Origin of the sequence: Algoriphagus aestuariicola, from assembly GCF_017254835.1 — a bacterium.
In the GTDB taxonomy this organism is placed as follows: domain Bacteria; phylum Bacteroidota; class Bacteroidia; order Cytophagales; family Cyclobacteriaceae; genus Algoriphagus; species Algoriphagus aestuariicola.
On record NZ_JAFKCW010000005.1, the window covers coordinates 163,047 to 185,724 of the forward strand.

General features: G+C 48.7%; 16 protein-coding genes. 10 read left to right on the forward strand and 6 right to left on the reverse strand.

Going from position 1 to position 22,678, the window contains the following annotated elements:
* Positions 1-12 precede the first annotated feature (12 nt).
* Entirely contained in the window at positions 13-465 is a 453-nt protein-coding gene (locus J0A67_RS20000; protein ID WP_206571164.1) for a nuclear transport factor 2 family protein, read from the forward strand.
* A 26-nt stretch (positions 466-491) separates the two neighbouring features.
* Here the strand turns inward: J0A67_RS20000 and J0A67_RS20005 are convergent, their stop codons facing one another.
* A complete protein-coding gene (locus J0A67_RS20005; protein ID WP_206571165.1) occupies positions 492-716 on the reverse strand; it encodes a DUF3820 family protein in 225 nt (74 codons plus the stop codon).
* Between the two features lie 151 nt (positions 717-867).
* On the opposite strand from J0A67_RS20005, the gene J0A67_RS20010 reads away from it, so the two are divergent.
* The 7 genes from J0A67_RS20010 (at position 868) to J0A67_RS20040 (ending at position 12,152) form a co-directional block, all read left to right on the forward strand.
* Positions 868-2,016 (forward strand): outer membrane beta-barrel protein, encoded by a 1,149-nt coding sequence (locus J0A67_RS20010; RefSeq protein ID WP_206571166.1) that lies wholly within the window; start codon positions 868-870, stop codon positions 2,014-2,016.
* A 6-nt stretch (positions 2,017-2,022) separates the two neighbouring features.
* The gene (locus J0A67_RS20015) at positions 2,023-3,816 is read left to right on the forward strand and encodes a Kelch repeat-containing protein (RefSeq protein ID WP_206571167.1); all 1,794 of its coding nucleotides are present in this window, start codon (positions 2,023-2,025) and stop codon (positions 3,814-3,816) included.
* 62 nt (positions 3,817-3,878) lie between these two features.
* Entirely contained in the window at positions 3,879-4,907 is a 1,029-nt protein-coding gene (locus tag J0A67_RS20020; protein ID WP_206571168.1) for an LLM class flavin-dependent oxidoreductase, read from the forward strand.
* 334 nt (positions 4,908-5,241) lie between these two features.
* Positions 5,242-5,844, forward strand: coding sequence for an RNA polymerase sigma factor (locus J0A67_RS20025; protein ID WP_206571169.1), 603 nt, complete (start codon positions 5,242-5,244; stop codon positions 5,842-5,844).
* Positions 5,845-5,937: 93 nt separating this feature from the next.
* Complete coding sequence (locus J0A67_RS20030) at positions 5,938-7,029, forward strand: FecR family protein (RefSeq protein ID WP_206571170.1); 1,092 nt, start codon at positions 5,938-5,940, stop codon at positions 7,027-7,029.
* 180 nt (positions 7,030-7,209) lie between these two features.
* Positions 7,210-10,548 carry a SusC/RagA family TonB-linked outer membrane protein gene (locus J0A67_RS20035; protein ID WP_206571171.1) on the forward strand — a complete coding sequence of 1,113 codons (3,339 nt, stop codon included), beginning with the start codon at positions 7,210-7,212 and terminating at the stop codon, positions 10,546-10,548.
* Positions 10,549-10,565: 17 nt separating this feature from the next.
* Positions 10,566-12,152 (forward strand): RagB/SusD family nutrient uptake outer membrane protein, encoded by a 1,587-nt coding sequence (locus J0A67_RS20040; RefSeq protein ID WP_206571172.1) that lies wholly within the window; start codon positions 10,566-10,568, stop codon positions 12,150-12,152.
* Between the two features lie 264 nt (positions 12,153-12,416).
* Here J0A67_RS20040 and J0A67_RS20045 read toward each other — a convergent pair whose 3' ends face one another.
* Complete coding sequence (locus J0A67_RS20045) at positions 12,417-13,775, reverse strand: DUF6600 domain-containing protein (RefSeq protein WP_206571173.1); 1,359 nt, start codon at positions 13,773-13,775, stop codon at positions 12,417-12,419.
* A gap of 443 nt (positions 13,776-14,218) precedes the next feature.
* Here J0A67_RS20045 and J0A67_RS20050 point away from each other — a divergent pair, with 443 nt between their 5' ends.
* Positions 14,219-16,588 (forward strand): tetratricopeptide repeat protein, encoded by a 2,370-nt coding sequence (locus tag J0A67_RS20050; RefSeq protein WP_206571174.1) that lies wholly within the window; start codon positions 14,219-14,221, stop codon positions 16,586-16,588.
* Positions 16,589-16,640: 52 nt separating this feature from the next.
* Here J0A67_RS20050 and J0A67_RS20055 read toward each other — a convergent pair whose 3' ends face one another.
* The 4 genes from J0A67_RS20055 to J0A67_RS20070 all read right to left on the reverse strand — a co-directional run bounded on the left by J0A67_RS20055 (position 16,641) and on the right by J0A67_RS20070 (position 21,089).
* On the reverse strand, positions 16,641-17,534 hold the full coding sequence (locus J0A67_RS20055) for a hypothetical protein (RefSeq protein WP_206571175.1): 894 nt from the start codon (positions 17,532-17,534) through the stop codon (positions 16,641-16,643).
* A gap of 87 nt (positions 17,535-17,621) precedes the next feature.
* Positions 17,622-18,821 carry a cation:proton antiporter gene (locus J0A67_RS20060; RefSeq protein WP_206571176.1) on the reverse strand — a complete coding sequence of 400 codons (1,200 nt, stop codon included), beginning with the start codon at positions 18,819-18,821 and terminating at the stop codon, positions 17,622-17,624.
* A gap of 97 nt (positions 18,822-18,918) precedes the next feature.
* Positions 18,919-19,923: a Gfo/Idh/MocA family protein gene (locus J0A67_RS20065; protein ID WP_206571177.1), complete on the reverse strand. Its 1,005-nt coding sequence runs from the start codon at positions 19,921-19,923 to the stop codon at positions 18,919-18,921.
* Between the two features lie 125 nt (positions 19,924-20,048).
* A complete protein-coding gene (locus tag J0A67_RS20070; protein ID WP_206571178.1) occupies positions 20,049-21,089 on the reverse strand; it encodes a zinc-dependent alcohol dehydrogenase family protein in 1,041 nt (346 codons plus the stop codon).
* Between the two features lie 197 nt (positions 21,090-21,286).
* On the opposite strand from J0A67_RS20070, the gene J0A67_RS20075 reads away from it, so the two are divergent.
* Positions 21,287-22,636, forward strand: coding sequence for a DUF3472 domain-containing protein (locus J0A67_RS20075; RefSeq protein ID WP_206571179.1), 1,350 nt, complete (start codon positions 21,287-21,289; stop codon positions 22,634-22,636).
* The last annotated feature ends 42 nt before the right edge of the window (positions 22,637-22,678 follow it).

Below are 22,678 nucleotides of genomic sequence, written 5' to 3' on the forward strand. Positions count from 1 at the left end.
CGATAGCCAACTATGATTAAGAAAACCCTTCTGTTTCTACTTTTCGGTATATCCCTCTTTGCCCAAGCCCGGCAAAAAAGCGATGAGGAGCAAATACAGCAGCTGATCCAAGATTCTTTTGACGTTCTTTTTTCCAGTTTTGACTCCGAACGGATTGGGGAGTTTTATACCGAAGACTTCATTCTTTTGGAAGACGGGGAAGTCTGGGACCATCAAAAGATCCTCGATTATTTCGCCAAAGCAAAACTTAATCCCAATCCCACGACTCGGATAAACCGTTTTGATTTTGTCAAAACGACCGTATCTGGGGACAGGGCCTGGGTAGCTTACCACAACTATGCGACGATCAGCAGAGATGGACAAGTGGTTAGGCAAGTGGAGTGGCTGGAGAGTGCTACTGCCGTGAAGACGCCGGAGGGCTGGAGGCTGGATATGCTTCATTCCACAAGACTTGAAGCGAAGTAAGACTTAAAAGGCAGCAGGACTGAGGGTTAGGTGTTCTTATAGGTTTTTTTGAGCTCCGTCAGAATGCTCTCCAACCCGTTGAGTCTGATCTCGTAGAGCGTGTGAAGCCACATGCCGAGCTTACCTTCGGGGAAACCTTTTCCTTTCATCCAAACCAGGTAATACTCGGGAACATCGCAAAGTAGCCGTCCCTTGTACTTGCCGAAAGGCATCTTTTTGGTCACCAGATCTATGAGAATTTGTTGGTCCATGGGGTAAAAGTAACGCAAATATCCAGATCGATGGGAGGCAAATGCCGATCGTAGAATTTTGGATGAATTTTTTAATTGATCAATGAAAATCTCAGACTTTGAATGTGGTTTTTGTTTATTTGCAGCTCGATTCACCCTAATCCAAGCCTTCTTGAAAGTCCGCTCGCTGCCCAGGTTTTTCTGGTATTCAAAGTTGTCGATACCGCTTCTCTTTATCTTATTCCTTACACTAGACGCCTTTGGTCAGGTTCCAGCCAAAAAAGACTATATCGTCGTGGCTGATTCGGCGCTTAGTCAGGGCTTCGTCCGAGACATCCCCTCCGAGGGTAACACAGTGGTGTACTTTGCGAAGTCGAAAAGAAGCGAGCATAGGAAATTCACTGTGGCAGATGTGACGGAGTTTAGACTGTCGGAGCGAATGTTTTATAAAAAGCTGATCCCACAGGGGGTGGCTGGTAGATTTGTTTTTTTGGAAAAGCTACCGCATTCTTCCCCAAATCTGGTTTTTTGGAAACTGCACGAGGAATCTCCAAAGTACTATATCGAATCATCTGAGGGACTGGAACTTTTAGATGAATCGTTTCGGGGGCGGCTAAGCGAGCTGTTCGACAATCCTATGTTGGATCCACTTTTGGATATCACTCGGAGAAATGATTTTTCACTGGTATATCTTTCCCGGACTGCGGCAACCATCAAAAAACCTCGAACTTTCACAAAGCTTTTTGCGATAGCGCCACATTTAGGCTATACCAGCCAAATCGTGCGATTTGCCCTTCCTGACTCCAATGAAAAGGGAAAAGTCACAGGTTCTTCGCCATCGATCGGTATAGATGGGGAAGTTTTTTTGACTTTCAAGCGGAATATTTCATTGATGGCGGGAGTGTTATGGACGCAGTTTGATTCGCAGGTTTTTATCCAATATCCACGGAGCCAAACGAGAATCGATTCAGACTTTTTCCTGGACTTCAGCCTATTACAAATCCCCGCGATGTTTCGCTACTATATAGATCTGAGTCCAAATAAATTGAGAATGCACATTGGGGCGGGTTATACCCACGCCAAACCATCTTATGATAGATTGGGCGCTTACCAAGCTGTCTTTGAAGGAACTACGATTGTCACCTCTACACGAGAGCTGGAGATGGACGACAGCTTCTCCGGTGTTACGTTGGGGCTGGGAATAGAGAAGTACTTCAGGAAGCAACGGGCCTTGGTCTTTGGTCTGCGGCATTTCAACGTCAAGGGGCAAGAGGATGGCCTAGTTCAAGGGCTGGATTTTCAACTAGGATATAAATTCTGATTGGGTATGAAGAGGATAAGTTGGATTTTGCTGATCGCAGTCTTTGCGTTGATGTCCTGTGAGCAGGAGGAGTTTATTTCCGGTCGTGCCCATCATTTTGTGTTGAGTATGGGGATCGCTGACCTGGACGAGACTGGGGTGACGGTGGAGTTTGAAGTGAGAAAGACCGGAACGGCTCCGATAGAGGAGTATGGGGTGGAATATACACTGTCTGAGAATCTTGCTTATGGAAGGGATGCGCAATATGACAAGGTGTCCGAGAGTGGCGCTCCCGGGAGCGCTCTTGCGTCGATCCGAATTTCCTATGATCTAGTGGCGGGTCGCGAATACACCGCCAGGCCCTATGTAAAGTCCGGCGGAACGATCGTTTACGGGGAAAATCTGGTATTTTCCAGCCAGGGCGGTCCTGCCCCGATCATTACGGAAGTCAGTCCTGCCGAATTTTACAGAAACTCCCAGCTCACCCTGAAGGGTGACTACTTCAATTCCAAATTGGAACACAACTCACTGGAGATCGTGAACGGAGGAGAAAACTATGAAGTCTCCATTGACAGCGTCAGCCGCACGGAAATCAAAATGAGAATAAAGCTCATCCGGCCCATTATCAATGCGGATAGCCAGTCGCTGAGTCTGAAGTTGACCTCGGGAGGGAAAAGCGTCCTCTTCCCGGTGGAGATCACTTCCATCGTGCCCAAGATCACCCAGATGGGCCCTAGCAGTGTATATGTAGGTGACAAGGTTATGCTGGAGTTTAATTACCCTCCGTATCAAACCGACTATGGTATTTGGTTAAACTATACTCCACCAAACGGCTATCCGCTATGGTTTCAAAATCAAGTCAGCCCACTGGCTGCTGAGTTTTTGGTTCCTGATACTCCAGCGGGTGTGTATGTTCCATCTTTTGTGAACACTTGGTTTCCGCAGCAGCTCACGGATAGGAAGCTCGAGATCCTTCCTACTTGGGAGAAGTTTCAGGTTGGGGTGGATGTACCCAAGAGGAATGAACAGCTTATCACCGCCGTCGGGGACAAACTGCTGATGATAGGCTATGACGATACCGACAATATGGCCTTTCGCCGCCTTGATCTCGGAGCGACTCGCCCTGTGGCTTTGTCGGCTCCGCCCACTGAGAATCCCTACCGATCATCGCCGGTATTGTCGGCGCAGGGAGACAGATATTTGTACTATGGATTGGGATTCAGGTATCTGACTGACAAGACGGAGCCCGTCCATGATTTTTTTCGATTGGATACACATACTGGCCAATGGGAGAGGCTTGCTGATTTTCCCTTTGATTATACCTCGGTCATCAATTCATTTTTTTTCAAGGGGAAACTGTATGTCATACTTTGGAACTATCTGAATTTTAGAGTGTACGACCCTGCAACCAACCAGTGGAGTATGAGCTCGGTAGAAGTGCCAAATGAATTGAGGTCTTCAGCTAGTGTTGTTCCTGTCCAAGACCATATATATTTCCTCACTTCACAGAATCCTCTACAAGTGAGTAGGTATAGCATCGGTGGCCAAATCGAGCTGTTCGGTACATCTGATCAGTGGATAAACCACGGTGGCAGTCTGATCCTTTGGGATGGCAACCTGTTATTTATGAACAATGGCATGCCCCTCCTGCGAATGGATATGGGGACAAGGGAATTTCGGCTCGTCCAGCGGGTCGGAGGTCATTTTAACTCCAGCTTTATTCCTTGGCCAACTTCTCAGGGTTTGCTGATGGCGCTCCGGATAGATGGCAACAGCGGTATTCAGGAGGATGTCATCTACCGCTTGATCCAAGACTTTTGATTTGAATCAATTTCATCGTCCGTTGGTTATCTGACCAACTATCCAAAAAGAAAGGAAAATCGATGGAAATCGGAATTGACAGTTTTGCCGCTTTTGTCACGGATCGGGATGGAAATCCCGCGGGAACGGCTGAGAATGCCATGCAGGAGCTCTTGGAGCGAATCAAGTTGGCGGACGAAAAAGGGCTGGATGTGTTCTCCATAGGCGAACACCACCGTAAGGAATTTCTCGACTCTGCGACTTCGGTCATCCTCGCCGCTGCTGCCGGAATGACCCAAAATATCCGCCTGAGCAGTGCGGTGACCGTACTGAGCGCAGCTGACCCGGTGAGGGTTTATCAGCAGTTTTCGACATTGGATTTGGTGTCTCAAGGCCGGGCAGAGCTGGTGGTAGGTCGCGGATCGTTCACGGAAGCATTTCCTCTTTTTGGACTTCGCCTCGAGGACTATGATAAGCTCTTTGCGGAGAAATTGGGGCTTCTACTGCAGATCAACGAGCAAGAGACCGTGACTTGGTCTGGTAAATTTCGCCCTGCGCTGAATAATCAGCCCATCTATCCGCGACCGGTGCAGGAGCGATTGCCCATTTGGTTGGGAGTTGGGGGCACACCGGGATCGTTTGTTCGTGCAGGCTCCCTCGGACTTCCGCTGATGGTGGCGGTGATCGGAGGGGAAACGCATCGATTCAGGCCCTTGGTGGATCTCTATCGAGAGGCCGGCGATAAGGCGGGCTTTTCCCAAGACCAGCTCAAAGTCGGGCTTCACTCGCTTGGCTACGTGGGACGATCCCATGAGGAAGCCGTCGAGGCCTATTATCCCGGCTATGCGGAGACATTTACGCGGATAGGGAAAGAACGGGGGTGGCCGCCTGTGACCCGCGGGCACTTCGAAGCACAAAACTCCAAACGCGGGGCCTACCTCATAGGCGAGCCGGAGGAAGTGGCCGAGAAAATCCTTCGCCACAGCGAGTCCTTGGGGGGAATTGACAGGTTTACCTTCCAAATGGACAATGCCGGCCTGAGCCATGGGCAGCTATCGGAGAGCATTGCTCTTATCGGCGAGGAGGTGATTCCCTTGTTGAAAAAATCATAGTCCGATCAGATAAAGCCTAAAGGCTAGAATAAAGGCACAGGTCTTAGGGTCTGTGCTTTTTTGTTTGGCAGGTTCACTCCTTTTGCTTTTAGAAGCATATTCTGGATTTATTCGCCGTTTTATGTGATTTTTCAGAGAGCTTTTGCCGCCTATATAAAAACATTGATTCTTTGTCTTGCATAAATTCGAGACAGAAGTTCGCTGAGAGACAATAAACAAAGAAAGGGGGCCGCCGCCTCGATTTTGGAGAGGCAATTGATTGAAATGTATTTTGAAAAGTAGGCAGGCATTGCTTTTTTTACCTTCAATCCAATTAACTAACCCAACTACTAGAATGAACCCAAATCTCCAAATTGCCGAGGAGGAGTCGGTCTATTGGCTGCAATTAAAAGGAGGGGATCAGTCGGCGCTTCGTTTTTTTTATGAGACGTATGTAGATGAACTTTTTGGCTTTGGGATGACGCTGGCTGGTAGCGAAAGCCAAGTAAAAGATGCCATCCAAGACGTTTTCTTGGATCTTTGGAGGTATCACGCTCGGCTCAGCACATCAGTAAACGTGAGATTTTATCTCTACAAGTGTTTGGCTAACCGGATTTTCAGAGAGGGGAAGATGTCCAAAAAGGCGGAGGCGCTTCACCAAAAGTACATGGAAGAGACCGGGGAGCTGGTGGAAAGTACCGAGTCCAAACTCATTGATTTCCAAGTCCAGTCCCATCTCAAAGTGAGGCTCAGCGAGGCGATTGATGAGCTTCCCAAACGACAAAAGGCTGTGATCGATTGCCTTTTTTTCAGGGATTTTTCCTACGAGGAGACTTCGCAGATCATGAATATCAATCTCCGCTCGACTTATACGCTGGCGTGGAAGGCGCTGGAAAGGCTGAAAAAGCAAATGCTAAAGGTGGTAGATGTCGTACTCCTTTTCCTTCTGATTAGCTGATGTATCTTGCCTTCATTTTTTTTCTTAAAAAAAGTGAAAAAATAAAGGATAACTTTTTGCCGGGCTGGTCTCTTAAAGAAGAACGCAGCACCTATGAGCAAGGCCGACTATTCTGTTGAAGACTTTATCCTGGACCCGGACTTTAGGGCCTGGATACTCGCTAACGATAAGGAGGGAAGAGCCTATTGGGAGAATTTTTTGGCCGAGCATCCCGAGAAAATCGCCGATATCAAGTTGGCGCGGAAGCTTTTGATCCATCTCTCCAAGAAAAAATCAGGGCTTGCGAGCGCCGCCAAGGAGGGGATGTGGCTGGAGATTTCCAGGCAAATGAGCTTGGAAGCTCAAGCAGACAAGGAGACTAAGATCGTCACTCTGGACTCCTGGTCCGCTATCCAACAGCACAACCTAGCGGCGGAAAAAAAGACAAAAAACGCCTGGAGACGAAAGGCCGCGGCCATCCTCGTTCTTCTTGGCGCATTGGGATATTTGCTGGCGAGAAGTATCACTCCCGAGCGTGAAGAATCCATGCCAGTGGTGGCGGAGACCGAGGTGCTTCAGGCGCCTTTTGGCGTCAAGTCGACGATTACCCTGGAGGATGGCTCGATTGTGTTTTTGAATTCGGGAAGCAAGATCACCTATACCAAGGGATTTACAGACACGCTCCGTCTGCTCACTTTGGAGGGTGAGGCATACTTTGAGGTCGCGCACGATCCATCCAGGCCTTTCATCGTGAAGACTCAGTCAATTTCCACCACGGCCTTGGGTACCGAGTTCAATGTGTTTTCCTTTCCCGGAGAGGATATTTCCATTTCGCTGGTCAAAGGGGAGGTTTTAGTGAACAGTGATCAGGCTGGGCTGGAGCAGCGCTTGGTGCCAGGGCAGGGAGTTCGGGCATCGCCCGAAAGCCAAGATTGGGAAAGGGTCGATTTTGATCCTGACAAAGTCCTTTCCTGGATGAACAAGACCCTGATTTTTGAAAAGGCCTCTTTTTCAAAAGCCGGAAAGAAACTGGAGGCCTGGTTTGGAGTAGAGCTGGTTTTTGAAAACAGCGTTCCGCCGAGCCTGCATGTGTCGGGCAAGTTTGTGGACGAAAGCCTCGAAAATATCCTCAAGGGGCTGAGCTACTCTTCCCGGTTCAACTATCGTATCGAAGGCAAAAAAGTATATATCCAATTCAACTCTTAACCCAATAGCCCATGCAACAAACCAAAGAAAAGTAAAAGGCCGAAGGTGAAAGCTCACCCCGGCCAGTCTCGGTTTTGATAGGTCTTGGCGGATAATCAAAACCTCAGTTCAAACCATTCTCAAATAGTCTAAACATGATTTAAAGTTATGAAAAAAAGCATACTGTTAAGCTTATTGGCTATGTCCAAAACTATCCTTTACAGCTTTGTGATTCAGTGCTTTTCGATGAGTGTTCTCTTCGCCTTTTCTGGTAATGCCCAGGTCAAGGCCATCGATGAAGTACCGGTCAAGATAGAGCTGCAAGACGCCTCCATTCAGGACGCGTTTACAAAGATCGAAACAGCGACAGGTTACAACTTCGTGTACAACCACCGTCAGCTTCGCGATCTTCCCTTGGTGACGATTTCCAATTCCGGAAGTCTGTACGATGTACTGGTCGACTTTTCCAAACAGACCGGTCTCAACTTCAAACAAATCAACCAAAACATCCATGTGAGAGTGGATGAGGGTGGTTCCCCTGAGTCGGTGAGCATAGAGTTTGTCGCGCAGGAAACCATCACCGGTACCATAGTAGATGACACCAATACGCCACTGCCCGGTGTATCCATCATTGAAAAAGGTACATCCAATGGGACCGTGACCGATGTTGACGGGAAGTTTAAGCTGAATGTGGCGTCCTCTGAGTCGGTGTTGATTTTTAGCTTTATCGGGATGCAAACGATTGAGATGGAAGTCGGCGAGCGCCGCGTATTTGACCTGACTATGCAGACCGATACGCAGGGGCTGGACGAAGTCGTGGTAGTCGGGTATGGTACAGTAAAGAAGTCCGACTTGACCGGCTCTGTGGGTGTGGTCGGTGCAGAAGAGCTACTCAAGGCTCCTGTTGCCAATGCGCTCCAGGGATTGAAAGGAAAGGTAGCGGGTGTGAACGTGTTCTTGAATTCGGGTTCTCCTTCATCCAGTCCTAGAGTCTTGATCCGGGGACTTGGCACGATCAACTCCTCTTCCCAGCCACTTTATGTAGTGGATGGTGTGGTAATGGAAAACATCGAGTTTTTGAATCCCAATGACATCGAAAGCATGGAAGTGCTGAAGGATGCCTCCTCTACAGCCATCTACGGTGCAAGAGGTGCTAACGGTGTAGTGATGGTGTCTACTAAAAGGGGGGCAAAATCAACCGGCGAGATCGTATCTTATGATGGTTATGTCAGCATCGGGGTGCTGCCCAAGAAAATGGATGTCCTCAACGCCGAAGAATTCATGCAGGTTTTGGAGCAAGGATTTGCCAACCACAGCAAATACAGCAGCTCTCCGATTCCGGCGTTTACCAGAAACGACCCGAATCTTTTTGACGCGAACGGAAATCCCTTGTATGATACAGACTGGCAAGAGGAAGCGACCAGAACGGCTGTTTCTAATAACCACCAGCTTTCCTTCCAATCCAAAGCCGAAAAATCTTCTTTCGGAGCATTCCTAAACTATTCCAATCTGGAAGGGATCATGCTCAACAATTACCTGGAGCGTGTGAACGGGAAGTTTGCCTACGATGCGAATCCAAAAAAATGGCTGTCAATCGGCTTGAACCTTTTGGCAAACAGCACCAAGGAAAATGTCTTCGAAGAAAGCGGCGGTCACCAAATGCCAAGACGATCCATGATCGAAATGCCGGCTATTTTCCCGGTGAAATTCCCGGATGGCACCTGGAGCAACACCTCAATGGTAACCGATCCTTATGGATTTGAAGCCATCCCCAACCCAGTCCACGTACTGACTACGCAGGACAGACTGAGAAAGCGCACCAAATTGTTTGGTAACCTGTACACCACCTTCCACATCCTGCCGGGATTGGACTTGAGGACTCAATTTGGTTTTGACAAAAACGATTATAACGAGCAGACCTACAGTCCGACGGACCTGATCAACATCAGCTCTCCAAATGGCTATGCTTACTTGGGCAATTCCCGAACCTTCTACTGGCAACAGGAAAACTACCTGACCTATACAAAGGAGTTTGGTGACCATTCGATCAACGCCATGGCGGGTCTCAGCTGGCAGAAAAGAACCGACGAGTTCTTCAATGTAAGCGCGACTGGCTTCTCGGACGATACATTCACTTTCAACCGAATCCAAGCAGCTTCCCAGCCGGGAACTCCCAACTCGGGCTATGACGAGTGGAGCATGAACTCCTACTTCCTGAGAGGTAACTATAATTACAAGAGCAAATACCTCGTGACTTTCACCGGTCGTGTGGATGGTTCTTCAAGATTTGGTGACAACAACAAGTATGGGGTATTCCCATCTGTAGGCTTGGGCTATGTGATTTCCAATGAGCCATTCATGCAGGGCATGAGCAACTCGATCAACGAGCTGAAGCTCCGCTCCAGCTTTGGTATCACCGGTAACACGGAGATTCCAACCTACCAATCACTGGGTACCATCTCTACGGCTACCACGCTGATCAATGGCACTCGTGCTCCGATCAGCTATGTGAACCGACTTCCAAATCCAGATCTGGAGTGGGAAAAAACACGTCAGTTTGATATCGGTTTTGACCTTTCGGTATTGGATAGAGCCTTGACCTTCAGTTTTGACTATTACCATAAGTTGACCACGGACTTGCTGTTGGATAGACCGGTTCCTTCTTCCTCGGGATTCTCGGCAGTAAGGGATAATATCGGCTCCGTGTCCAACAGAGGTATCGAAGTCTTGGTGAAAGCCTTCCCTGTCTCCAACGCGAATTTCAACTGGGACGCCAATCTGAACTTTTCCTACAACATCAATGAGATCGAAAAACTTGGGGAAAATAACGAGGACATCTTCCCGGGACCAAACTGGGTGTCGGGTAGCCAGACCATCCTGAGAGTGGGCGAGCCGCTGAGTTCCTTCTGGGGCTTTCAGCGATTGGGAACTTGGGGCACTGACGAGGCGGCAGCTGCTGCCGAGGTTGGAGCGATCCCAGGGGAAGCTAAGCGCAGCGCAGAGCGTATGATCATCGGCAACGGACTGCCAAAGTGGACGGGTTCATTCATCAACAATGTGTACTTCAAAAACTTCGACTTCACATTGGATATCCAATTTGTAGCGGATGTGGACATTCTCCAGCAGTTTTTCCACTCTACCGAAGACCGTACGGGACTTGCCAGTGGCTTGGCCTCCACGCTGTATGATGCTTGGACCGAGGAAAACCAAAATACGATGGTGCAGCAGATCAGAAATGGCGTCTACTCTGGACAAAACTCTGAGGTGGACAGCCATTGGGTGACTGACGGATCTTATATCAGAGGCAACCTGATTTCATTGGGCTATACCTTCAACGACGTGATGGCTAAAAGCAAAGGACTGAAAAATCTCAGGGTATATGGAAACGTGCAGAATGCGTTTTTAATCCATTCCAAGGATTTTAAAGGATATGATCCTGAGGCATCCTCTTGGGAAGGCAACCAGTGGGGGCAGAATATCTTCTTCTTCCAGTATCCGAGACCAAGAACCTTCACCCTTGGACTAAGCCTTCAATTCTAACCCAAAAAGAACTTAAGATGAAAAAGATAAATTTTCTATTTCTTGGACTGAGCTTGTTGACCGCTTCTTGTGAGGGCTTTTTGGAAGAAAAGCCGGTAGATGAGGTGGCTTCCAACCAATACTTCCAGCGACCGGAGCATGCTCGTGACGCAGTCAACGCGCTTTATAGGAGAGGTGCCATGCAGATGTATGAGACCGGTGTGTACTCCGGATCGCGCATCATGTTTGGCGCGTATGTCTCCGGTTTTGTGGACAACGATTACAAAGGGCAGGAATTCCACGTGCAGCGAGGACAGAACATCGTCTTCGACGGTTTGAACCTGTCGGATTATTTCAACTCGATGTGGTCGGATATCTATGTAGGAATCTCCCGTGCCAACAATGCGATCAAGTATATTCCTACGACTCCTGGTCTTAGTGAGGCGGATGCCAACCGCTATTTGGCTGAGGCGAGATACTTCCGTGCTTACAATTACTACTTCCTTGCGCGGATGTTTGGCGATGTACCATTGGTGACTGAGCCCTATGAAAGCTTAGAAAATCTCTTCCTGGAGCGTACTCCGGTTGCGCAAGTTTATGACTTGATCTTGGAAGATCTGGATTTTGCGATCAGCTCGGGTGGTCTTCCGCAGGCGACGATGGTCGGCAACGCGGGTCGAATCACTAGAGGTGTGGCCCAGACGCTCCTAGCTGAGGTCAATCTCACGATGAGCGGTGCCGCCGTGAATGCTAATCGATATGCAGAAGCTGCACAGGCTGCCCGTGAGGTGATCAACTCAGGGATTTACTCCCTGGTGCAGCATACCCGCACCGGTGGCGGTGAGCTCGCTGCCAATGGCTCCGCCTACAACAAGATCAAAGACAGTGAGCAAATCCCGAGCGAATACATCTACTACTATGAGTTTGACGCGGCGATCGCCAACAATGGCTATCCTGCGCTCAGCTTCCCTGTCAGTATGGCTCCTTTGGTTTCCTACGCCATTACCAACAATGCCTATGGACCTACTGCAGACCTCTTGAACTCATACGATGCCGAAAACGATTTGAGAGTACAGGAAAAGCAGTATTTCCATTCTTCTATCGTCATCGACGGCGAAAACATCGAGTTTAACACCTCCCCGTATATGTGGATGGATGAGTCGGCGATTTTTGGTTCAGCGCAGTCGAGCCGTGATATTCCGGTTTCCACCTACGCGGATGTGTTGCTGATCGCGGCGGAGGCCATCGCCAAGTCCGAGGGAGTGACCCAGGAAGCGGTAGATTATCTGGCACAGATCAGGGGACGAGCATATTGGAAACAGGATCCCCAGGCGATCCGCAACCAGCTTTCCTCTCTTTCAGTGGATCAATTTGTAGAAGAAGTCTGGAAAGAAAGAGTCAGAGAACTGGTATTTGAGTTTCCGATTTGGTTTGACGTGATGCGAACCAGAAAGTTCCCTCAGCCAGCAGAGGATGGCTCCGGCGACATCGAGTTTGTAGATGCTGTCGGTGCGGTTAATTTCTTTGGAGCTACCGTAAAAGAGTCGACCATGCTCTTCCCACTTCCTGAGCAGGAGCTTCAGCGCAATCCATCCCTGACCCAAAACCCGGGATACGCTAACTAATCAAAGGGCATGTTTTTCAGAATTTGCTGGAAAACTTGCTTCAAATCAAGGTCGCTCCGCATTATGCGGGGCGACTTTTTTATTGAATGGCTTCGTGTCTTGGTATAGAAAGACCGATTAATAGCTGCTTATTAAGACTCGAGAATCTTGCCGCATTGTATATAATATCTAATGCCCAAGTCGGGGGGTAATTGACTGTCAGATAAAAAAAAGGCTTAGCGCATTATGTGCCAAGCCTTTACTAGTTGGGATTACCTATAGATTTTAATTGTTTGAGGACCTTCCAGTGCTTGATGTCCGACTGGAGGAAGAAGAGCTTTTTCGTTCCGGTGCAGTTGATTTGCCAGATGAGGAAGGTCTGGTCGGTTGACTTCTGCTGGGTTGGGACATCTGGCTCCTTGATGGTTCAGACTTTCTCACTTGAGGCGAAGTCGTCCGAGCTGGGGCTTGGCTTGGGCGTGACTGTTGTACTGTGCCACGGGGCGGTGCGCTTTGCTGAGTCCTTGACGCTTCTTTTTTCACTTCAGTAGACCGGGATGGAGACATTTCCCTACTACCCGAATTTTGGGTACGAGAAGGAGCCGAGGTTGTGCTTCGGTTTTGTGTATTGTTTGGCATCGGAGTTACCACCGGTTTCTGGCTGCCGGATTTGACGCTTGGGCTTTCCGATCTGCCAGGAGATGGGTTTCTCGTTGCGGCGCCTGAACTTTGACCTACTCTGCTCGGCGTATTCTGTACAGATCTGCCGCCAGAAGACGAAGCTGGTGAAGTACTTCGGGATGGAGAAGAACTATTGAGCTCTCGATTGGATCTGGCGGTCTTTGCCTCTGCTGCATCGATGACTCTGGATGGCCTTATGTCATTCGTTCTACCCCGACTATTTTGTACGTCGGGCCGGTAGAGGGTAACAGAGTTTCTGGATACTGCGGCTCTGCCGGGAGCATTTGTAGCTTGTACATTGTAGATCTGAACCGGATTTCTAGTGACTCTTTCCACTTCTCTTCGCTGAGGTCCACCTACGTAGTTGTGGTTGTTATACACCACGGTATTGTTGATGATAGTGGTGTTGTTGTATATTTTTACTTTGGTTTTGTGGGGAGCGTAGTACCGATACGCGTAGTGGTGATGGATGCGGTGGTTGGGAATAAATACCCAGTGGAAACTGGGGATGTTTACACTCACTTGGATGGATACACCTGGCCCCAGAGGAGCCCAGCCGTAGTATCCCCCGCCACTTCGCCAGTTGACCCAAGCAGGTCCCCAGTCATAGCCGGGGATCCAAGCCCAGCTCTGGAAATAGTCGTCGAAGTACCAGCGTCCGTAGTGGAATGGTGCCCAACCCCAGTCATAATAGGATACCCAAGTATTGCCGTATTCGGTCATTACCCAGTGTCCCTCGGTGCCGTAGGGATGAAAATCGCCGCGGACTGCTGGGAGCCAGATGTAGCCGTATCGGGCATCTTTTACCCAGTCTCCGTAGGGCGAAAGTTCATCATAGAAAACTTGAAAGCCTATGGCAGGCTGTTTTTTTGCTTCTGCCTGTGAAGGTTTAAACATCGCCACCAATAGGGCAAGGCCTAGTAGGAGAGATCCGAAGATGCGAGTGATAAAGCGCGTGTTCATGGTGTTTTGTGGTTTAGCTTGTGGTAGTTAGCCTGGCGGTTGGGGTGTTTTGGTCTTACGGTAATTTTGAAGCTGGGTTTATTACATGGGCTTTTGGTTTTATAGATGAAGAATCAGTCTGATAGGTTGCATTACCTCTTTCGAAAATCGAGCCAGTTTTTAAAAAATATTTTTCAACTGGAGTGTATCGTTTCTACATTTTGGCAAAAAATCATCTAAAATATTTATACTTAAATGAAAAAAAAGGATTTCTAAATACGATGCCGAATTAATTTTCTTAAACTCAGTTTCACAATCAGAAAAAACGCAGTGAGAAGATTTGGTCTTTCCCTAATTTTTCAAGGACGGAAAAGGAGATTTTTTTTCGTAGTGCAAGTTTCTGTTTACAGTGGAATTAATAGATTGGTTAGTAAATTAGGCGGAGCAGATTATTTAAACTTAGAATGGTAGAAAAAAACGGTATTTGGATACTGGTTATTGCTTTTTTTGGTGCTGCTCTATATTTCCAGACCGTCCCCTACGGCTACTCTGGTGATGACGGGATCTACTCGTATTTCAACTGGGCGACCCAGAAAGGCTTAAGCGAGACTTGGGCACTTTTTACGAATGGCTCGATGAATTTCCTCTCCATCGAACCGGTCAACTCCGGGACGTACCGGCCCTTTACACTCCTGACCTTTGCCTTGGAGCACGACATTTTTGGAGAATTCGACGCCAGCCACGGGCACCTGATTAATGTGCTGCTGTATTTTCTCTGTCTCATGGTGGTAGGATTTTTTTTGAAGAAGATCTGCGTCTTAGGTAGGCTCCCGGCTTGGATTGGATTGCTCGCGCTGGCCTTGTTTGCGGCACACCCTGTCCATACCGAAGTAGTCGCGTCGGTCAAGAGCCGGGACACGCTGCTTGCGGCACTATTCGGTTTTGGCGCTTTATTCGTCTGGATCGAGGGACAGCAGAAAAAAGACATCAAATTGGAAGTGCTTGCCGGTTTTCTTTTCTTTTTGGCCTTGCTGTCCAAAGAGGAAGCTTTGCCACTATTGGCCGTCGCCGGATTCGTGTCTTGGTTTTTTCTGAACAAAAGCCCAAAGCAAGCATTGTTTTCAACCGGTTCTCTCTTCGTACCGACGCTATTATACCTATTGATCCGAGGTATGGTACTCGATCCGTCGTCGAGCACCTATAGTACCTACCTCAACAGTGTGCTATACGGGACTGATTCAGGCGGGCGACTGGCCACCAATCTATTTATCTATCTGGAATACCTGAAGCTACTTTTTTTTCCCCATCCGCTGTCGTGGGATTATTCTTTCAGCCAGGTTACTGTCAAAACATTGACGGACCCGTTCGTGCTTTTTAGCCTGCTGGTGTTTGCAGGTTTGTTTTATGCCGCCTATCGTGGCCTAAAAACCAAAAGCGTTTGGTCCTTTTGGCTGATCTTCTACTTTGCCTGCTTTTCGATCTTTGCCAATCTGAGCTCGTCGTTGACGATCGGATCCAATGTTGGCGAACGCTTTTTGTTTGTGCCTTCGCTTGCGTTTTGTGTATTGCTTGTGGTTGGGGTCTATCAGTTGTGGAAACGCGTGGAGGAGCCAAAGAAGGCCGTTTTCTCACTGCTCGTTATAGCTCCCATTTTGTTTGCGTACAGTTGGAAGACTTGGGATCGATCAAAGGTTTGGGAAAGCAACATGACGCTCTCCCGATCCGGAGTCATCGATGCCCCGAGGAGCTGGCGTACCCACATGATGTATGCGGAGGAGCTGAGGCTGCAAGGGAAGGAACTGGAAAAGACTTCTCCAGAGTCCGCCAAGGCTTTTTTTGCGGAGGCTGTCCAAGAGTACGATGCCAGTCTGGCAATTTTGGGTAGCAATAATCCCGTCCCAAGATACCTAAGTACACTTGCCGAGGCGCTGCTGGGATATGGGGATCAGAAAAGGGCAGAGGCGGTATTACGTCAGTCAATCAAAGTTGCCCCCAAAATCTACTACGCATGGTTTAAGCTGGGAATGCTCAGCTACGAAAAGGGCGAATACGCGGAAGCCGTATCGATGTATCTGAAAGCACTGGAGGCTGAAAAGCCGGACCTGTTTGCCACCTACAAAAATCTCGGACTGAGTTATATGAAGATGCAGCGTTACCCAGAGGCTTTACTTGCTGTTGAGAAAGCTCTGGCGGAGAAGGCGGAGCCTGAACTGAAAAAAACATTGGTATTCCTCTACACCCAGATTGGGGATCTGGATAAGGCAAGCCAATTCAATATTTCAGATTCCCTACAAGTGGATGTGAATCAATTCGCATTTCAAATGGCCATGACTGCTGGTACAGAGGCTTTTAACAAGAAGGATTTTCCCGCGGCGGTCAAAAGTTTCCGCGAGGCAGAGCCGGACTTTGAGCAGTATGGAGGCATTGAAAAATACCCAAAGTACCACTTGGCGTATGGCAGGGCCTTATTGGAGATCCGGGATACACTGGCGGCAAAGGCTGAGTTTTTGAAGGCCTTTGCGGCAGACCGTAACGACGCGGTCGTCTCCACCAACTTGGGGGTGATTTACTTTGCCAGGGAGAAAAACTACCCCAAGGCAGAAGAATATTTCAGATATGCGGTGCAAGCTGGGCCGGAAGATCCGCTGATGGCCCGCATCAATTTAGGCTCTGCGCTGCTTGCCCAAAGAAAAGAGCGCGAGGCAATCACTGTGCTGGAGGATGCGCTGAACTATGGCTCCAACAAATCGATCTATCAGAATCTTTACCTCCTGCATAAGGCTACCGGAAACCAGGAAAAGATGGCCTACTATCAAAAGTTCCTCAATCCCTAGAGAGATCGTATGAAAAGTAAATCAGCGGAATCGACAAAAGTCGTGAGCTTGCTCAATCGCACTTTTCCGTCTGGCTGGCATAGTGTCGCTCCTCATTGATGTAGAGTTCTTCGTCGACAAATTTTAGATTTGCCACGAAGGGAGCGAGGCCTTTTTTCTCGAAAGTCAAGGTCAGCGTGGCTTGGGAATTATTTCCCTCCACCGCCCACGAACCCTTCATGCCTCCTTTGTAGTCTGGATTGGTGTCTTTCATCATTCCCTTTTTGGAAATCTGCGCACGGAAACTACCATCCTCGCAAAGCGTCACCTTGGTCTGTTGCTTTCCGCCTGTGAATCCTTCAAAAGCGATCAGGAGTTTACCCGATAGAAATTCTTTCCAGTCAAAGCCCTCATAAGGGTCTATTTCTCTGGGCGTGGACAAGACAGCGGTTTTGAGAAGTTTTAGTGCAGCTTGTGAGGAGGCTTCTGCATTTGACTCCTCCGAAATTGCCAAAACCGTAATGCAAGCCTCTCCGCAGCGGGTAGCTGCAAAAGCACGATAGTTTTTTGGTGGAAGGTAGTTGCCAACTGCTTCTGCATGGGAGTATAGCAGATCCCCTTCGATGGTGGGATCAGTGGCTTTTAGCGTGACGGTTTCGGATACGCTCACACCAGATTTCCAAGACTCGGCAAGTTGGCTGAGATCTATTTTTTCCCTCCCAAAGACAAAAATCTCCCCGAAGGTGCCAGACGTGGAGTTGAGCAGAAAAACTTCCGTTTCCCTGGGAAGTACCCCTACCCAGCCTTGGGGTATCAGTCCGCTAAATCCATATCGAGGGGTATAAATCGAATCGCCCGCATTATACATCTTGCCTGGTTGGATGCGGTTTTTGAGATTTTGGGCGGAGAGAATCTGGGGATATGTCAGCATCCCAAGTAAAAAAGCAAGCACAAGCGTCCGGCACATAGGGTTCAATTAGAAGGTTGACTATAAGTTAACAGAAAGAAGCTTTGCGAAAAACCGTCGGCGAAATTGTTTTTAAAGGACTTTGATTCAATACTTTCTTTTGAAAATCCCCGAAAGCGGCACTGCCGTTATTCCATGGAGAAAAATGCTCAACAACACAGTGAGCGTGATGATGCTGACCATGTCTTCGTATCCTACTGTTCCCAATTCGATAATAACCATCAGCATGTACAGCACAGACGCAATTCCCCTAGGTCCAAACCAGCCGATGAACCAAATGGTTTTTTGGTTCAGGCCTGACTTGTAGAGGCTGATTGCGGCTGGGACCATCCGGATCACCGTAAGGCTGAGCAGTGCATAAGCAAGCATCTTCCAATTCCAGAGGGGGTAGGAAATGGGAATTAGCAACATTCCGAACAGAAGGAAAATAAACAGGATCATGATCTGGCTTCCGGCTTCGCCAAACTCCTTCATCCGCTCGCGGACATGTTCATTTTGGGTACCCAAAAGCATTCCTGCCACATAGGCGGCGATGAAGCCATTTCCCCCCAAGTGCTCCGCTCCTGAAAACGCCAGCACTGCAATGGAAACCGATGCCAGCATTTGGTAGATAGGAGTGATCATGCCTTTTCGGAAGGCGATTTCCACAAGCTTGCCTCCGAGCCATCCGATCAGTCCGCCGATCAACGGGCCAAAGACAAATTGTTTGGCGACGAAAGCCAGCCAATACTGGCTGTCAAAGCCCTCGCCTGCCGATCCCGATAGTAGAGCAATGCAGACTAGGATAGGAGGAAGGCCTATTCCGTCGTTCAATCCGCTTTCCACATTGATCGTCTGTCGGATTCGGCGCGGCACCTGCTCACCTGTCACGACGGCTTGGCCCAATGCGGCATCCGTGGGAGATAGGATAAAAGCCATGAGGATGAGCGTGAGCGGCCTGATCTCGGGAAACATTACGATAGCCAAATACGCCCCCAAAATCATGGTGAGCGGTAGGCCAAAGGTCAAAAGCCGGAAAGGCAATGCTCGGTCCTGTTTCAGGCTTTTTAGATCTATCGTGGAGCCGTCGATAAACAGGACCAAAAGCAGCGTGAACTCCATCAAAGGCTTTACAAAGTTGGCCTTGGGGCCTTCCTGCAGCAGTTCTAAGTCAAAAAAACTCACCAGGAGGCCAATGACTACAAAAACCATCGGAGCTGTGACAACGGAGTTTTCAGCTTTTCTGGAAAACAATCCATAGCCTAAGATCAAAAGCGCCATGAAAACAACTATTGGGTGATCATGCATAAAGGCGGCAGTTGCAGATATTTAAAGCTTTAATGTATGAAAAACTGAAATAAAAACACTTTTGCCGCTGCGAGTCAACAAGATATTGGTATCGAGGCTAGAAGACGCGCTCTTTAACCAGTTTGCCCAATACCCAGTTGGCTCGGGCGCCGGAGATGCCGGTACTTGGGCAAAGCCCCCTTCCGAGAAGCTCGTCGACGATGCTGTGGATTAGCGGCTGCTGGATATGCTTTGGAAGCTCAAATTGCAAAAGCTGGGGATCTTCGCCGTCTCGTATCAAAGTGAATTCGCCTTTTCCGAAGGTCGCGAAGCGGATCTGGCCTCTGCTTCCCTCGATGATGGTCTCGTCTATTTCGGCGGATTTGGAGGATGTGAAGCACCAATTGCCAGAGCCGAGGACTTCGTTTTCAAAGGCAAAGCTCCCGACAACAATGTCTTCTACAGCATAGGCTTTAGCCTGGTTGCCGGAGTAGCCGGATGCGTGGGTGACTTTTCCGAAAAAGAAATCCAACAGATCAAGCTGGTGCGAAGCTAGATCAAAGAAGTATCCACCGCCAGCGATCTCTGGCACTACCCGCCAGTTGTTTTCCAACTTGGTGATGATCTCTGGCTCCACAATTTGACGCATGTTGACATGGACGCTTCGGATCTCGCCAATCTCGCCCGCTTCCATGAGCTCTTTTATTTTGACGAAATGGGGAAGCGCCCTGCGATAGTATGCCACAAACAGCGGAACACCCGATTTTTCGCAACTGTCTATCATCTGGAGGCATTCGCCATGGCTGCGGGCCATGGGTTTTTCTACATATACTGGCTTGCCAGCCGCCGCTGCCATACGGGTGAGTTCCAGATGGGCGTTGGGTGGGGTAGCGATGTAGATGGCATTGACCTCGGGGTCATCAATCAGGGCCTGTGCATCCGTGTACCATTTATTTACCACATGCCGAAGTGCATAATCTTTTACTTTGGCTTCATCGCGCCGCATGACGGCCACGAGACGGCTATTCGGAACCAGGTTCATAGCCGGTGCGGACTTGACTTCACAGACATTTCCTACCCCCAAAATGCCCCATCGGACTTCGTTGTCAGAAAAATTTTTCATTTCGGAAAATAGAAAAGATTTGGGGCTTTGGCCAACTCCAAAAAGAAAAAGCCCCTGGGATATCTTGGGGCTGGAATGCATTTGATCTTGTGCGAAACGGAGGAAGTAGGGAAGACTGCAATGCGCTAGAAGCGGGTAATCATCTGCATCCCATTTTCCTGAAAGGAGTTCATGGAAATAAGCGCGTCCACGGCCTCGTAAAGCTGGATCCGACGTCCAATCAGTTTTTCTGGAAAGAGCTTTCCCTGTAAGATCATCTGCATCATCTCAGGATAAGCATGTGCCTGCATGCCATGGCTGCCAAGAATTTCAAGTTCTTTCGCGATGACCAGATGCATGGGGATGGGAGGGTCGCTTTCCTTTCCGGCCATTAGGCCTATTTGGACATGCTTGCCTCTTTTGCGCAAACAGGCTATGGAGTTGTAGCAGGTGACTTTGCTTCCAAGTGCGTCAAGAGAAACATGGGCACCCCCACCGGTGACTTCCAAAATAGCCTCAGAAACTTCCCGGAATGATTGTGCATTTAGGGTGTGGTGTGCGCCGGCAGCCCGCGCGAGCTGTAGCTTTTCTTCAGAGATGTCGACACCGATTACGTTTGCGCCCAAGGCCGAGGCGATCATGATGGACGAAAGTCCTACACCTCCACATCCATGTACAGCGACCCATTGTCCTCCAGTGACTTTTCCTTGCGCGACTACTGCCCGGAAGGAAGTGGCAAACCTGCAGCCTAAGCTGGCGGCAGATTCGAAACTCACCGAATCCGGTAGTCTGACCAGATTGATATCCGCGCGATGCACAGCGACGTATTCTGCGAAGGAGCCCCAATGGGTAAATCCCGGTTGGAATTGCTTGTCGCAGATCTGCTGATTCCCACTTTGGCAGGTAGGGCATGTGCCGCACGCACACACGAAAGGAACGGTGACTCGATCTCCGGCTCTCCAATTTTTCACCCCTTTCCCTACTTGCTGGATTATTCCTGCAAATTCATGCCCGGGAACATGCGGAAGTCGGATGTCAGGATCATGCCCCATCCAGCCATGCCAGTCACTTCTGCAAACCCCCGTGGCTTTCACCTCGATCACGACTCCATTTTCGGGAGGAATCGGATCAAGTACAGTCTGTATAATGGGTTTTTCTTGAAAAGATTCAACAACCAAAGCTTTCATTTGAAGGGTTTTAAGCGAACAGGAATTTATGGAAGTGTAGGCGGATATTTTTCAATTTTCCTAGACAAACTGAAGGTCTACCTCGGTCTTGAGTATCGAGAATTTGCTTCAAGCGAACATTGCCAAGGAATTTGTCCCAAAACACCTGTGGGGAAACTACTCCCACTTCCTATCTTTCTACTCAATTTTCGTCCATTATGCCTTTCAGACTCACACTTGCCATTCTTTTGGGGGTTCACGTTTTTACTTGTTTTAGCTTTTCGGCAAATAGCCAGGAAGTAAAGTCTTTTGAAATTCCGTTGGGGGGAAATGCCTATCAAACTGCTGGAAAGACTGAAGAAGAAATCAAGACGGAGGGCATCCTCACTTGGGAGTATCCGGACAGTGAATTCAGCGTCTATTTCAAAGCGGACCTTGAATTGGAGGCGGTTCTCAGTCTGGGAATACTACCCCAATCAAGCGCTGCTGAGATTTCTGTTACGCTAAATGGACGAAGCCAGACGATTGCCCTTTCATCCGACGATTCGGGTAGCATAGCGGTCGGTGTGTTCAATTTGGTTGCTGGCTACAACGAACTGCAACTTAAAGGGCTTAAAAAAGAGGGTACGGGCTTCGCTCAAATCAAGAGTTTGTACCTCCAGACCGAAAGAGACTTGGCACTGGACTATGTGAAGGACAACATCGGCAACCGTTTTTATTGGGGAAGAAGAGGGCCTTCAGTGCATCTGAGCTATACGATACAGGATAGCCAGGATTTTAAGTGGTTTTACAATGAGCTCACCGTACCGGAGGGAGAAGATCCGATAGGCTCCTACTTTATGGCCAATGGGTTTGGTGAAGGATATTTTGGGATTCAGGTCAACTCGGAGACTGAGCGCAGGGTGTTGTTTTCGGTTTGGAGCCCGTTTTCGACAGACAATCCCAATGAAATCCCAGAGGGACAAAAGATCAAACTGCTAAGAAAGGGAGAAGGTGTATACACTGGCGAGTTTGGCAACGAGGGCTCGGGAGGACAAAGCTATCTGCGCTACGATTGGGTTGCGGGGAATACCTATAAGTTTTTGAATTCGGTAGAGCCTGACGGAAAAGGGAACACGGTGTATACTGCCTATTTCTTTGCTCCGGAGCATGGAGAGTGGATGCTGATTGCCAGTTTTTTGAGACCAAAAACCGACACCTGGTACAAAAGGCCCCATTCATTTTTGGAAAATTTTGTGCCGGAATCCGGCAATATCGAAAGACTCGTCTTCTTTGAAAATCAATGGGCGGCGGATGAGGAAGGCAATTGGGTAGAATTGACAGAAGCCAAATTTACCGGGGATGATATTGCCAGGAGGGGATATAGAAAGGACTTTGCAGGTGGCGCTGACTCGGGTAAGTTTTATCTGAAAAATGGGGGCTTTTTCGACGCTGCCGTTCCGTTGCAAAGTATCCATTTAAGGCCCTCGAAAGGCGATAGGCCCAACATCAATTTTGAGGAACTGAAAAAGTCACCAGTCCAACAAAATAAAACCCGTGGACAGGAGAGCCCACGGGTTTGTTACTGATTTTTCTTCAGCCAACCGTAGCATACTGATTGCGACGACTGA